The sequence below is a fragment of the Modestobacter roseus genome (genome assembly GCF_007994135.1).
Lineage (GTDB): Bacteria > Actinomycetota > Actinomycetes > Mycobacteriales > Geodermatophilaceae > Modestobacter > Modestobacter roseus.
The window spans coordinates 3,989,463-4,003,824 of the sequence record NZ_VLKF01000001.1 but is presented as its reverse complement, the minus strand read 5'-3'; the positions used below and the strand labels follow the sequence as shown (position 1 = coordinate 4,003,824).

8 protein-coding genes are annotated in these 14,362 nt (G+C 74.0%); 1 reads left to right on the top strand and 7 read right to left on the bottom strand.

Annotation, left to right across the window (positions count from 1 at the left end; genetic code table 11):
• Window positions 1-34: 34 nt before the first annotated feature.
• The 4 genes from JD78_RS21815 to JD78_RS19105 form a co-directional block, all read right to left on the bottom strand.
• The gene (locus tag JD78_RS21815; protein ID WP_208104157.1) at window positions 35-5,797 is read right to left on the bottom strand and encodes a pectinesterase family protein; all 5,763 of its coding nucleotides are present in this window, start codon (window positions 5,795-5,797) and stop codon (window positions 35-37) included.
• Window positions 5,798-6,089: 292 nt separating this feature from the next.
• Entirely contained in the window at window positions 6,090-7,349 is a 1,260-nt protein-coding gene (locus JD78_RS19115; protein ID WP_153359237.1) for an MATE family efflux transporter, read from the bottom strand.
• Window positions 7,339-8,643 (bottom strand): O-antigen ligase family protein, encoded by a 1,305-nt coding sequence (locus JD78_RS19110; protein WP_153359235.1) that lies wholly within the window; start codon window positions 8,641-8,643, stop codon window positions 7,339-7,341. The genes JD78_RS19115 and JD78_RS19110 overlap by 11 nt, the downstream gene beginning before the upstream one ends.
• Window positions 8,640-9,572, bottom strand: a complete 933-nt coding sequence (locus JD78_RS19105) for a glycosyltransferase family 2 protein (RefSeq protein ID WP_153359233.1) — start codon at window positions 9,570-9,572, stop codon at window positions 8,640-8,642. The genes JD78_RS19110 and JD78_RS19105 overlap by 4 nt, the downstream gene beginning before the upstream one ends.
• A 143-nt stretch (window positions 9,573-9,715) precedes the next feature.
• Between JD78_RS19105 and JD78_RS19100 the strand changes: the two genes are divergently transcribed.
• Window positions 9,716-11,083 carry a Wzz/FepE/Etk N-terminal domain-containing protein gene (locus JD78_RS19100; RefSeq protein WP_153359231.1) on the top strand — a complete coding sequence of 456 codons (1,368 nt, stop codon included), beginning with the start codon at window positions 9,716-9,718 and terminating at the stop codon, window positions 11,081-11,083.
• Between the two features lie 35 nt (window positions 11,084-11,118).
• Here JD78_RS19100 and JD78_RS19095 read toward each other — a convergent pair whose 3' ends face one another.
• From JD78_RS19095 to JD78_RS19085, 3 genes are all read right to left on the bottom strand, one after another.
• Complete coding sequence (locus tag JD78_RS19095) at window positions 11,119-12,144, bottom strand: GGDEF domain-containing protein (protein WP_228395080.1); 1,026 nt, start codon at window positions 12,142-12,144, stop codon at window positions 11,119-11,121.
• Window positions 12,145-12,233: 89 nt separating this feature from the next.
• Window positions 12,234-12,929 (bottom strand): potassium channel family protein, encoded by a 696-nt coding sequence (locus JD78_RS19090; protein ID WP_228395079.1) that lies wholly within the window; start codon window positions 12,927-12,929, stop codon window positions 12,234-12,236.
• On the bottom strand, window positions 12,922-14,331 hold the full coding sequence (locus JD78_RS19085) for a TrkH family potassium uptake protein (protein ID WP_208104156.1): 1,410 nt from the start codon (window positions 14,329-14,331) through the stop codon (window positions 12,922-12,924). The genes JD78_RS19090 and JD78_RS19085 overlap by 8 nt, the downstream gene beginning before the upstream one ends.
• Between the last annotated feature and the right edge of the window lie 31 nt (window positions 14,332-14,362).

Here is a 14,362-nt window from a genome sequence, read left to right as displayed (position 1 = left end):
CCCCACCCCCGCGGGTGACGAAGGACCCGTCGGGTCAGATCGGGCGCTTGGCCGGCCAGACGATCTCGTCGTCGGCGACCGCGCCGTCCAGCCGCTGGAAGTAGCCGCCACCCGCGGGCAGCACGCCCTGCTCGGCCAGGGACGTGGCGACGATGCGAGCCAGCTCGATCGCCCCCCGCGCCTGGAAGTGGGTGTCGTCGGCGCGACCGTCCGGGTAGTTCGGGTACTCACCCGGCTCGACGTGGAGGAAGTAGTCCTTCGTCCCCTCCGGCCCCAGCTCGTTCCACAGGTCGGTGCTCATCGCGGTCAGGTCGACCACCGCCACGCCCTGCTCCGCGCCCAGCGCCCGCATCGCGGCCGGGTACTCGCCGTGGGTGGTCTTGGCGACGCCCGCGTCGTCGAACCGGCGCCGCTCCACCGAGGTCACCAGCACCGGCGTCGCACCCTTGGCCCGGGCCCCGTCGATGTACTTCTGCAGGTACTCCTGGTACGTGCCGTACGGGTCGGTGTACCGGCTCGGGTCGTCGGCCTTCTCGTCGTTGTGCCCGAAGGAGATGAGCAGGTAGTCACCCGGCTGGATCTCCGCCAGCGTCCGGTCGAACAGGCCGCGGTCGAAGTAGTCCTTCGAGCTCGCCCCGGACTTGGCGTAGTCGACCACCGTGGCGTTCTCGGTGGTGAACAGCCCCAGCGCCTGGCCCCAGCCGGTCCGCGGGCCCTCGTTGGCCTGGTACACCGACGCGGTCGAGTCACCGATGACGAAGACGCTCAGCGGGCGGGTCTCTCCGTTGCCCTCGGTCACCGTCGCGTTCACGGTGGCCACCGGGGACTCGTTGCCCGTGACGTCGACCGCGGTCACCCGGTACCACCCGGTCGAGCCGACCGGGACGGTGGTGTCCAGGTAGGTCGACGCGGTGATCGGCTCGCCGGTGAGCCGGGCGTAGGTGCCCGTCTCGCTGAGCGCGCGGTAGACGACGTACCCGGCGGCGTCGGACTCGGCGTTGTCGGCCCAGTCCAGCGTCACCTCACCCGGCGCCACCGTGGCGGTGAGCCCGGCCGGCGCGGCCGGCGCGGTGGTGTCCGACGGCGGCGGCTCCTGCTCACCGGTGGGGTTCCAGCCGTCGGATCCGGCCAGGTAGTCCCACTTGGTGTACTGCTCGGCCTGCGCGGCCGTCAGCTGCGGGCGGTTCTCGTTGACCCCGGCGCCCGGGCCGGTGTTCTGGTACTCGAAGAACCGGGCCTCGGTCCAGGAGAACCCGCTCATGTCCGTCCACGGCGCGGACTTGATCGCCGCGGGCAGCTCGGTGTCGCGGACGACGACCTGGGCGATGGCGTTCACGTCGCCGCCGGGGTGCCACGGGCGGCCCAGGTGGAACGATCCGGCCGGGGCGTCGCTCTGCACCGTGCTGTCGGTGATCAGGATGCCGTGGTCGAGGCTCTTGTCCAGGCTGCTCGCCGTGATGTAGCCGTTGTTCGAACTGCTCCCGCGGGTGGACGCGAAGATCGTCGTCCGGTCGAGCACCGCGGTGCCGCGGCCGTAGATGAAGTCCACGTCGCCCTCGACGTAGCTGTTCACCAGGTAGGAGCGGGCCTGCACCCCGGTGCCGGGCGAGTCGAGCATCAGGGTGTCCTGGTCGCCCAGGAACCGGACGTTGTCGAACACCAGCCGGTCACCCTGGGTCTTGGTGGCCAGCGCCTGCTTCGCCGACAGCGTGGACGACGCCTCGTCGAAGTCGTTGGCGAAGGTGAGGTCCCGGACGGTGATGTCGCTGCCCTTGATCAGCACCGTCGCGCTGCCGGAGGAGCCGAAGGTGCCCGAACCGTCGGGCTTCGGCGTCCCGGCCGCGTGGTCCTCCACGATCACGACGTCCGCGGCGTTGCCGGTGGTCCCGATCAGCGTCACGTGGTCACGCGACATCGTGACGACCTCGCGGTACTCACCCGGGGTCACCGCGATGACGACCGGGTCGGCCGCGGTGCCGGCGCCGGCCGCGTCCACCGCGGCCTGGACCGTGGTGAAGTCACCGGAGCCGTCGGCGGAGACGAGCAGGTCGTGCTCGGGCAGCGACTTGCCCGCGGCCGTGACCGTCGTCGGGGCCGAGGCCACCGACTCGTTGCCGGTCGTGTCCACCGCGGTGACCACGTAGGCGTACTGGACGCCCGGTGCGACCGCCGCGTCGGCGTAGCTGGTGCCCGACAGGAGCTCGGTGCTGAGCCGGTTGGCCGCAGTGGCCTCGACCGTGGTGCCGGTGGCGCGGTACACGTGGTAGCCGGCCAGGTCGGCCTCGCCGTTCGCCGCCCAGCTGACGGTCGCGCCGTCGGCGGTCGCCGTGGCGGTGAGGCCGGCGGGCGCGGCCGGGGCGGTGATGTCGCCGGTGGCCGGCTCCGCGGCACCCGTGGGGTTCCAGCCGTCACTGCCGGCGAGGTAGTCCCACTTGGTGTACTCGGTGGCCTCGGCGACGGTGAGCTGCGGGCGGTTGTCGTTCACCGTCGCACCGGCGCCGGTGTTCTCGTACTCGGCGAAGCGACCGTCGGTCCACAGGTTCGGGGACATGTCGGCCCACGGCTGGCTGGTCCGGATCGCGGCCGGCAGCTCGGTCTCGCGGATGGTGACCTGACCACGCGAGTTCGGCATCTCCACGCCGTTCTTCGTGTAGTCGTCGCTCCAGCCGCGCCACGGGCGACCGAGGGAGAACGTCTCCGCCGGGGCGTCGCTGGTCACCGTGCTGTTGGTGATCAGGATCCCGTACCGGTTGTCGTCCGCGGTGCTCGCGGCGGTGAGGTAGCCGTTGTTGGAGCTGCTGCCCCGGCTCAGCGCGTGGATCGTGCTGCGGTCGAACACCGCGGTGCCCCGGCCGAAGACGAAGTCGACGTCGCCCTCGATGTAGCTGTCCACGAAGTAGGACCGGGCGACCTTGTTGGCGTCGCCGGAGTTGACCAGCAGGGTGTCCTGGTTGCCCAGCACGCGCACCCCGTCGAAGACCAGCCGGTCACCGGTGGTGTTCAGCGCGACCGCCTGGTTGTCCTTGAACGTCGAGGCTGCCTCGTCGAAGGAGTTCTCGATCGTCAGGTCGCTGATCGTGACGTCGTTGCCCTTGACCAGCACGCTCTGGCTGTTGCCGGTGCCGTACGCCGAACCGGTCGCCGGGTTGGTGGTGCCGGCGGCGTTGTCGTAGCTGAGCACGACGTCGGTGGCGGTGCCGGTGGTGCCGAGCAGCGAGACGCCGTTCTTGGTGATGCTGATCAGCTCGCGGTAGGTGCCCGGCGCGATCGCGATGACGACCGGGTCCTCCGCCGTGCCGGCGCCGGCGGCGTCGACGGCGGCCTGCACGGTGGTGAAGTCACCCGAACCGTCCTGGGCGACGAGCAGGTCGTGCGCCGGCAGCACCGCACCGGTCGGGGTGGCCGAGACGGTCGCCGAGGCGGCCGACGCGTTGCCCGCGGCGTCGACGGCGACGAGCACGTAGGCGTACCCGGTGCCGCTGACCACCGCGCGGTCGGTGTAGGCGGAGCCGGTGAGCAGCTCGGTGTTCACCTTGTTCGCGGCCGTCACCTCGACCGTGCCGCCCGCGGCCCGGTAGAGGTCGTAGCCGGCGAGGTCGCTGTCGGTGTTCGCCGTCCAGGTCAGCTCCACCTGGCCGTCGCCGGCGGTGGCGGTGAACCCGGCGGGGACCGCGGGGGCGGTGGTGTCGGCCGGCTCGGTGGGCAGCTGCTGCCCGACCGGGGCCCAGCCGTCGGTGCCGGCGAGGTAGGCGGCCTTCGTGAACTGCGCGGCCTGCTCGTCGGTCAGCTGCGGGCGGTTGGCGTTGACCGTCGCGCCCGGACCGGTGTTCTGGTACTCGGAGAACCGCGCCGAGGTCCACGGCGTGGTGGCGTTCCAGTCCTTCCAGGGCTGGGCGGTGTTGATCCCCACGCCGAGCTCGGTGTCGCGGATCGTCACCTGCGCCTGGGACATCGCGCTGGCCGGGTAGGGACGGCCCAGGTGGATGGAACCGGCGGCGCCGTCGGTGACGATCTCGCTGTCGGTGATCAGGAAGCCGTACGGGTGCTCGGAGCTGATCGCCGAGTCGGTGATCGCGGCGCCGGGCTGGTCGAGCACGTGGAGGGTGCTGTCCTCGAAGACGGCGACCGCGCGGCCCAGGACCATGTCCTGGCCACCCTCGACGTAGGCGTTGGTGAAGTAGAGCCGGCTGTAGGTGGTGGTGTTCGCCGTCTGCAGCTGCAGGGTCTGCTTGTTGCCGAGGAAGGCGACGTTGTCGAACACGTCCTTGTCACCGGAGTTGACCTTCAGCGCGGTGGCCGTCGCGCCGCTCACGCCGGTGCCGTTGGTGTTGGCCACGGTCAGGTTCTGCAGCGACCACTCGGCACCGGACAGCGAGACGGTCGGGTTGACCGCGTCGGCGGCGGTCACGACGGTGTCGGCGGGGTCGCTGGTGGCGCCCATGATCGTGACGCCGTAGCGGTTGCCCGAGGTGACCAGGCCCTCGTAGGTGCCCGGCTGGACCAGCACGAGCTTCGGGTCGGCGCGGTGGTCGGCGTTGTTCGGCACCAGGTCGACGCCGGCCTGCACCGTCGTGGCGTCGGCGGAGCCGTCGGCGGCCACGACGACGTCGGCGTCCACCGGGGTGGCGACGGCGGCGGCGGAGGCGGCCGAGGTGTTGCCCGCGGTGTCGGTGGCGGTGACCGTGTAGGAGTACCGGGTCCCGACCGTGGCGGTGGAGTCGGTGAAGGAGGTGCCCTCGACCAGGGCGTCGGTCAGCACGACCGGCTCGCCACCGGCCTCGGTGCGCTGGACGGAGTGGCCGGCGACGTCGTCCTCGGCGGGGGCCGCCCAGGTGACCGTGACCGAGCTGTCGCCCAGCACGGTGCGGACGTCGGCGGGCGCGGCCGGGGCCTCGGTGTCCTCCACCGGCGTGGTGGCCGTCGCCTGGCGGGCGCCCAGGCCGCGGGTCAGCGCGAGGTCGCCCTCGCCGCCCCAGTACGTGCTGGCGCCGTCCTGGACGAACCACTGCCCGGTCTCCGGGCGGAACACCGCGACCTCGGTCGCACCGTCGCCGTCGTAGTCCGCCGGCACGGCCACGTCACCCTGGGCACCCCAGTACGTGCTGGGGCCACCCTCGACGAACCACTGCCCGGTCGAGGGGCGGAACACCGCGACCTCGGCCGCACCGTCGCCGTCGTAGTCCGCCGGCACGGCCACGTCCCCGGCCTCGCCCCACCACGAGGTGGTGCCGCCGTCGACGAACCACTGCCCGGTCGAGGGGCGGAACACCGCGATGTCGGTGGTGCCGTTCCCGTCGTAGTCCGCCGGCACGGCCACGTCACCCTGGGCGCCCCAGTACGTGCTGGCGCCACCCTCGACGAACCACTGCCCGGTCGAGGGGCGGAACACCGCGACCTCGGCCGCACCGTCGCCGTCGTAGTCCGCCGGCACTGCCACGTCCCCGGCCTCGCCCCACCACGAGGTGGTGCCGCCGTCGACGAACCACTGCCCGGTCTCCGGGCGGAACACCGCGATGTCGGTGGTGCCGTTCCCGTCGTAGTCGGCGGAGACGTCGACGTCGCCCTCACCGCCCCACCAGGTGGCGTCCTGACCCTCGATCAGGAACCGGCCTTCGGCAGGCCGGAAGACGCCGAGGTCGCTGGTGCCGTCCCCGTCGAAGTCGGCCACGGCGGTCGAACCGGTGGCGGCCGAGGCCGAGGGGACGCCGACGGCGAGGCTGCCGATCAGGGCGGCGGCGGCCACGAGAGCCGCGGCGGCCGGGGAGGCCAGGCCGGGCGGGCGGACAGCTGGGATCACGGACGAGCTCTTCTCTGTTCCAGCCGGGCGACCCGGCTACGGACCACAGCGCGGGCGCAGGTGACCGTCGGTCAGCGCGGGCTGTGTGATGCCGGCGGGACGCTACGGGTCCGGCAGTACACAACGCAACGCACCGTCACCGAAACTTGGGATCGGCGCCGAGGTTCACCCGTCAGCGCTGACGTTCACCCGTCCGGGAACGTCGATGACGTCACTCAGCGTGACATTCCGGTTGCTGGCGACAACCACCGACCGCCCGCCGACTCCCCCACGCACAGCGACGCTCCGGTGGTCAGGCGACCCGTGTCCCCTGCCGCAGCGACCGGCGGTAGAGCGTCCACCAGACGACCCCGGAGACGGCGCCGGCTGCGGCGTAGCCGACCGCCACGCCGGTGACCCCGGCCAGCACCGCCCCGGCCCAGGCGAGCACCAGCAGGGCCGGCGCGGACAGCAGCTGGGCGGTCAGGCTCCGGCCGGAGTCGGCCAACCCGTGCAGCCCGGTGGCGGCTCCCGACTGGAGCCCGATCGCCACCAGCCAGACGCCCAGCAGCGCGACGACACCCCGGACCTCCGGCCACTCCGGCCCGAGCAGCCCGACGACCCAGGAGGAGGGCAGCAGCAGGAGCACGGCGGTCCAGACCACGGCGACCACGGCGAGCGCGGCGCCCACGGTGACCGACCAGCGCAGGTGTTCGGCGCTCCCCCGGTCCCGGAGCCGGACGCTGCGCAGCGTGGCGATCGTGTACGCGCCCTGGAACAGCACGTTGACCGGGCTCAGTGCCGTGGTGGCCAACCGGAGGGCGCCGGCGAGGGCGAGGCCGAACTGCGCCGCCAGCCCGTACACGAGCAGCTGGTAGGCGCCGAACCCGGTCAGCGACTCGAGGCAGTACCGCCGGATGAGCTGGGAGTTGTCGCGCAGGAACCGCCGGCCGAGGAGCAGGTCCGGCACCGAGCGGTCCACGGCCAGCGCGACCGGCAGCGACGCCGCGCCCGCCAGCCCCCAGGCCAGCAGCAACGACCCGGCGCTCACCCGGTCGGCGAGCAGCAGCGTCGCGAACGCCGGCACGAGCAGCACGGCCCACACGCCGTCCAGCGCCGCCGCCGCACCCGCCCGGCCACGCCCCAGGAAGCAGTACCGCCAGGCGTCCTGCACCAGCAGGGCCGGGAGCGTGGCGGCCAGCCCCAGCAGTGCGGGACCCACGCGGCCACCCACCACCAGCCCGGCCACCGCCACCACCACCGCGATCAGGCACCCCGCACCGGCGGCCAGGCCGGTGGACGCCCGCGTCAGAGCCGGCCACTGCCCGGCCGCGGCACCGCCGTACCGGACCAGCAGGGTCTCGCCGCAGGCTGCGCGCACCAGCCCCAGCGCGATCAGGTAGGTCGCCGCCGCCACCGCGAACGCGCCCAGCTCGGCCACCCCGAGCTCGCGCGCCGCGACCAGCGAGAGCGCGAAGTTGGTGACGCTGGACAGCCCCTGGTCCAGCAGGGTGAACAGCCGTTCCCGCCCCGGACGGACGTCCTCGCCGGCGACCGCCGGCTCACCCGCCACGGCCGACCGCCCGGGACAGGGCCGGCTCCGGGGTGGTCACCGGCTGGACGTCGAAGCGGTCCGGGACGGCCGGGGCCGCTTCCCGGGGAGACGGCGCGGGTGACCGCAGCGAGGCGAGGGCCAGGGCCAGGGCCAGCGGCACGAAGTGGCCGACGTCCAGGTCCTCGGCCACCGACCACACCGCGACGAACACGACGAGCGCGAGCGCCCAGCCGTCCCGGCGCCGCCAGGCCGCCCACGACGCAGCCGCCAGGACGACGAGCAGCAGCACCAGCGCGACCAGGCCACCGCGGTAGAGCAGGCCGAGGTAGGTGCTGTGGCTGCCGAGGCTGGCCACCAGGCCGGGCACCCGTTCCTTCACACCCGACCCCAGCAACGGCGTGGGCGCCGCGAGCACCCGATCCAGGGTGATCCGGTAGATCTCCCCGCGGGTCTCGGCCGAACCTGCCCGGGTGCCGTTCAACGACGCGATCAGCGCAGGCAGCGGCAGGGCCACCAGCACGGCGCCCGCGGCGGCCGTCGCCAGGGAGACGGCCGCGTAGAAGCCGGGCGCGCTCATCCGGTGCCGCAGTGCCACCACCCCGGCGGCGGCCAGCGCGACCACCAGCGCCAGCACGGTGTTCCGCGAGTAGGACAGCACCAGCGACGGGACGAGGACCAGCACCCCCGCGCCGGTCAGCAGCCAGGTCCGCGCACTCCGCCGACGCCGGCGGAAGGGGTCGACCAGCAGCAGCAGGATGCCCAGCGCTGCGAGCGAGCCACCCCAGGTCGGGTTGCCGAGGATGCCGGCGCTACGGATGACCGGCATCGCGAAGTAGTCGGGGAAGGCCAGGTGGGTGCGGGCGAAGGCGGCGATGCTGGGATCGGCGAGCACCGCATCGGGCAGCAGCCGGCCCAGCGGCAACACGAGGTCCTGGGCCCGCGGGTAGACCGCCCAGGCCAGCGCCGTCAGCACGCCCTGCACCAGCGCCAGCCCCACCAGCCCGGCCGCCGCCTCGGCGAGCTCCGGCCGGGACGGACGGGCGGCGACCAGCAGGACGAGGCAGACCCAGACGACCAGGTTCAGCACCGCACCCAGCACCCGGCCGGCCGGGGGTGCCTGCACCAGGGCGAGCAGCAGGCTCAGCCCCAGGCAGCTGGCGACCCCGGCCAGCAGCAGGGGCGGCCGCTCCGCGCTGCGGACGCGGCGGAGCAGCCGGACCAGCAGCCAGGGCCACCAGAGGAACCCGGCCCCGAGCAGCCACAGCCCCGCGTAGCCGAGCACGAACCGCCGGGACAGCGCCGGGGAGCTCACCGGTGGACCTCAGGCCAGGTGAGCGGGGCGGTCCAGCGGAGCGGGGTCCACCGGCGCAACGCCAGTCCGGCCCGCTGCGCGCGACCGCACGCCGTCCAGCCGTGCTTGCGGTGCAACCGCGTGTGGCTGGCCTCGTACCAGGCGTCGGTGAGCGGGCTGCGGGTCCAGCGTTCCGCGTGGACCACCGGTGTGCCGGTGGCGACCAGGCCCAGCCGCCAGCCCGCCGCCACCGCCCGCACCGACCAGTCGATGTCCTCGGCGTAGAGCCGGAACCGGCGGTCCAGCGGGCCGATCGCCGCCCAGGCCGTGCGGCGCACGGCCACGCAGGTCCATGGCAGGTACTCCCCCTCGGGCAGCAGCCGTACCGCCCCGGCGGTTCCCGTGCCCTGGTCGGATCCGGAGTTGCGACCGCGCCAGGCCGCGGAGCGTCGGAGCAGCCGGCGCTGGAGCTGCAGCAGCCGGCCTTGGCGCAACCCGGCCGCCCGGAGGAACTCGAGGGGGGCGCGGGGCAGGCGGCCGGCGCTGAACACCGGCCGACCGTCGGGGCCGACCAGCAGGGGGCCGACGGCGGCGGTCTCCGGGGACCGCGCCAGCGCGGCCACCAGCGACCCGACCACGGACAGGTCCAGTTCCAGGTCGAAGTTGAGGCTCAGCAGGACGTCGACGGGGACCTGCGCCAGCAGCGCTTCGACCCCCCGGTCGACGTTCTCGGCGAAGCCGGCCGGTTCGGCGTTGACCAGCGTCCGGAGAGCCGGCGGCAGGTCGGTGTACCGCCCGGGCGCCGGGTCGTTGAGCACCAGCACCAGCGGCACGACCGCCGCGAGCTGGGAGAGCCACTCCGGCAGCGGCGGGTCGCCGTGCAGCACGCAGACGACCCCTACCGAGCCGAGGCCGGTGCCGGGCGTGGCGTCGCTGGCCGTGCCGGTCACTGGTGCCTCCGCGCCGGCGCCCCGTGCGCCGTCCGCACGTTCGGCGGGCAGCTGGTTACGCTACGTCGGCTCGGCGCAACCGTGGGCACCGTACAGGTGCGGTCGTCGCCACCGGTGCACCGTCGACGTGAAGAGGCCCCCGCATGACCTTCCGTGAGCTCGGCCGCGCGCTCCGCCGGGGAGCCCTGCTCGTCGCCGTCTGCACCGTGCTCGGCGCCGTCGCGGCGGTGGCGTTCGCCGCCCTGCGGACCCCGGAGTACACGGCCGGCGTCCAGCTGTTCCTCGGTGCCTCCGAGGAGAGTGACGGGGGTGTGGTGACCCGGCAGGACACCGCCTACCTGCAGCAGCGGATGCCCTCCTACGCCGCCGTGCTGGGCAGCCCGCTGCTCGGTGAGCGGATCGCCGGACGGCTCGCACTCGACCTGACCGGTGCGGAGGTGGCCGCCGAGATGGCCGTCCAGGTGCCGGCCGAGACGGTGCTGCTCGACGTGCAGGTGACCGACCCGTCGCCGGACCGCGCCCAGGCGATCGCCAACGCCGCCGGGGATGCGTTCTCCGCGCTGCTGGCCGAGCTGGAGGACACCCCCGGGGCGACCGTCGACGCGGTGCAGGTGACCACCATCCGGCCGGCGGCGCTGCCGACGGACCCGGCCCCGCCGACGGCGACGGTGCTGGTGGCGGCCGGCGCACTGCTGGGGCTCGCCGTCGGCGTGGCCCTGGCTCTCGCGCGGGCGGCCACCGACGACCGGGTGCACAGCGCCGACGAGCTGGTCGCGCTCGGGGTCCCGGTCCTCGCCGTCGTCCCGGCGCGGGACCGCAGGCGCCCCGCGGGTGGGCCGACGGGACCGGTGCGCGGGGAGGCGCTGCGCCGCCTCCGGGCACTCCTGGGTGACCGCGCGGGTCGCCGTCCCGATGCACCCCGGGTGGTCACCGTGCTCAGCCCCACCACGAGCGCGGACAGTGCCGGGCTCGGGTGCGACCTGGCGGTCGTCCTCGCCGCCGCGGACGTGCGCACCGTCCTGGTGGACGCCGACATGCCGGCCGACCGGGCGGCGACGGGACTGCTCGGGCTCGCCGGGCAGACGTCCGGCACGTCCACGGTGCTCACCGGGCAGGTCGCGGTGCACCAGGCCCTGGTGAGGGGGCCGCACGGACTCCAGGTCCTCCCCGCCGGTCCGCAGGCCGGGGCGGACGTCGCAGACGCACTGGCCGGGCCCCGGATGGCCGAGCTGCTGACCGAGGTGTCCGCGGGTACGGACGTCACCCTGGTGCTGGCGCCGGCCCTGGACCAGCACTCGGGGGCGACCGCGCTCGCGGCGCTCGCTGACGGCGTCGTCCTGGTGCTGCGGGCCGGCCGCACGACCCGGCGCGAGATCCGGGACGCCACGACCCTGCTCACCACGCTCGACACCCCGCTCATCGGCGCGGTCCTGGAGGAGCCGGCCCAGCGTGGCTCCTCGGCCCGCACCCACCGGGCCGGGGTCGTCCCAGCGGACCACGCGGCCCGCTGAGCCGGCACGCCGGCGACCTGCTCCGTGCCACCAGGTCACCGGGAACCGGCCACCTCGACGCGGCCGCGGCCACCGCGCTTGGCCGCGTACAGCGCGGCGTCGGCGGCCGCGTAGAGCTCCGCCAGCCCGGTCGCGTGCAGCGGGGCGTGCGCCACGCCCAGGCTGACCGACAGCGCCAGCAGCGAGCCGTCGGGCAGGCGCACGGGGGTGGCGCGGACGGCGTCGAGCACCTCGACGGCCCGGCGGGCGGCGACGTCGGGCGGGCAGTCCGGCAGCAGCACCGCCAGCTCGTCCCCGCCCATCCGGCTCAGCACGGCGTCCCCGGCGCGGACGACGCTGCGGAGCACCCCGGCCACGTGCACCAGCGCGTCGTCACCGACCGGGTGGCCGTGCTGGTCGTTGATCGCCTTGAACGAGTCGACGTCGACCAGCACCAGCGCGGTGCCCCGCGGGTGCAGCGGTGCGCTCAGCGCCCCGGCCAGCGCCTCGTCGAGCACCCGGCGGTTGACCAGGCCGGTGAGCGAGTCGACGTTGGCCTGCCGGTGCAGCGCGGAGACCAGTCGTTCCTGGACATCACCGGCCCGCACCAGCATCAGCGAGATGACCACCAGCACGCTGCCGAAGAACACCAGGTCGGTGAGCGCGGGCTCCACCGGCAGCAGCACCAGCAGGACGGCGGCGTCCAGCAGCACGGCGGTGGTGGTGACCAGCGCGACGGCGGCCCGGCGCAGGTGGGCGGCGATCCAGAGCACCGGGAAGGAGAGGAACGCCTGGGCGGCCGCCGACGGGTCGTCGGTGACCACGTTCATCGCGCAGACCAGCACGACGCCGAGCACCCCGAGCGCGGGGAAGACCCCGGCGCGGTCCAGCCGCTCGGCCGGGACCAGCAGCAGCACCCCGCCGAGCGCGACCAGCAGCGCGACCGTGCCCCACGACGCGGCGCGGGTGGTGACGCTGACCGAGTTGGGGCCGAACGTGGTGAAGGCGGCCATGACGGCGGCGCACACGGCGATGATGGGCAGCGCCGTGCGCGCTGCGGCCCGCGGGTCGCGGGCCCTCATCGACGGCGGCAGTGGCACACCTGGTCAACGACACCGGGCATGATCGACTGTGCCCGGCCGTCGGCCGGCCGACCCGAAGGGGTGAGGCGTCAGGTGCGCTGGGCGAACCGCTCGGCGAGCTTCGTCCGGCCGGCCACGATGACCACGTCGTCGGGCTCCAGCACGGTGTCGGCGGTGGCGTAGGTGAACCCCTCCCCCGGCCGCTTGACCGCGACGATCGTCACCTGGTGCCGGGTGCGGATCCCGCTGTCGCCGAGGCGGTGGCCCACGACCTCCGCCGGCGGCCGGGTCTTGACCATGGCGAAGTCGTCCTCGAACTGGATGTAGTCCAGCACCGTGCCGCGCACCAGGTGCGCCACCCGCCGGCCCATGTCGTGCTCGGGGAAGACCACGTGCCCGACGCCGAGCTGGCGCAGGATCCGCCCGTGCGGCTCGCTGAGCGCCTTGGCCCAGACGTCGTCGATGCCGAAGCTGAGCAGCAACGAGGTGGTGAGGATGCTCGCCTCGACGTCGGTGCCGATGCCGACCACGGCCAGGTCGAAGTCGGGCACCGACAGCTGCCGCAGCGCCTCCTCCTTGGTGGAGTCGGCGCGCACCACCTGGGTGAGCTGGCCGTTGAGGCCCTGGACGATGTCCGGGTCGGCGTCGATGCCGAGCACCTCGGTGCCGGCGGCCATCAGCTCGAGCGCCAGCGCGGAGCCGAACCGTCCCAGCCCGATGACGACGACGGCGTTGGACGGGGACCGCCGGCCGCCGGGGCGACGGGGGTGCAGCCAGTCAGCCAATGACGGGTCGCTCCTTCGGTAGTTCGTAGGCCTGGGTGCGCTGCCGCAGCGCCAGCGCCGAGGCCAGGGTGATCGGGCCGAGGCGGCCGATGAACATCAGGGCCACCAGCAGCAGCTGCCCGAAGGTGGGCAGGTCGGCGGTGATGCCGGTGGACAGTCCCACGGTGGCGAACGCCGAGACCACCTCGAACAGCACCCGGTCGAGGGTGAACGGGGTGGTGGCCAGCAGCGCCAGCACCGGCAGCCCCACCGCCATCACCGACAGCAGCACCACGGTGATCGCCTGGCGCTGCACCGACCGCGGCAGCCGCTTGCCCAGCACGTTCACCGCGCCCTCACCGCGGATCTCGGTGAGCACGATGAACACCAGCACGAAGAAGGTGGTCACCTTGATCCCGCCGGCGGTGCCGGCGGGCCCGCCGCCGATGAACATCAGCACGTCGGTGGCCAGCCAGCTGGCCGGCTCCATGGCGCCCACGTCGACGACGTTGAACCCGGCGGTGCGCGTCATCACGGCGGTGGTGAACCCGGCCAGCAGCTTGCCGGCCACCGACAGCGGGCCGAGCGTGGCCGGGTTCGACCACTCCGCCGCGGTGAGGAAGACGGTGCCGACGACGAGCAGCACGCCGGTGCCCAGCAGCACGAGCCGGGTGTTCATGACCCACTTGCGCGGCACCCGGAGGTCGCGGCGCAGCTGCATCAGCACCGGGAAGCCGAGCCCGCCGGCGATGACCGCGGCGTTGATCGGCAGGCAGATCCACGGGTCGGTGGCGAACGGGATCAGGCTGTCGGTGTAGAGCGCGAACCCGGCGTTGTTGAAGGCGGAGACGGCGTGGAAGACGCCGTTCCACAGCGCCTCCGGGAGGTCCTGGTCGTAGCCCAGGGCGAACCGGAGCGTGAGCACCAGCGCGACCGCCGCCTCGAAGCGCAGGCTGATCGTCGCGACGCCGACGACGACCCGGCGGATGTCGCCGACGTCGATGCTCTTGGTCTCCGCGGCGGCGTTGAGCCGGGCACGCAGCCCGAGCCGCCGGGCGAGCACCAGGCCCAGCACCGAGGCCAGCGTCATGATCCCGAACCCGCCGACCTGGATCAGCCCGAGGATCACCGCCTCGCCGAAGCCGGTCCAGTAGGTGGGGGTGTCGACGACGGCCAGCCCGGTGACGCAGACCGCCGAGGTGGCGGTGAACAGCGCCTGCAGCAGCGTCGGGCTGCCCTCCGGCTCGCTGGCGACCGGCAGCCACAGCAGCAGGGTGCCCACGGAGACCGCCACCGCGAAGGCGGCGACGACCACCTGCGCGGGGTGCCGCAGGTGCGGCAACCGCAGCCGGGACGGCAGCTCGCCCTCGGCCCGCCGCCGACGGATGGCACGCCGGGTGGGGCGGCTCGTCGGCGCGGGCACGAGGGCGACTCTAGAGCTCGGCCGCGAGGAG

What these genes read in the sequence shown, in the direction of transcription:
- JD78_RS19100 (WP_153359231.1), top strand. Translation starts at nt 9,716, where the DNA reads ATGACCTTCCGTGAGCTCGGCCGCGCGCTCCGCCGGGGAGCCCTGCTC.
- JD78_RS19095 (WP_228395080.1), bottom strand. Translation starts at nt 12,144, where the DNA reads ATGAGGGCCCGCGACCCGCGGGCCGCAGCGCGCACGGCGCTGCCCATC.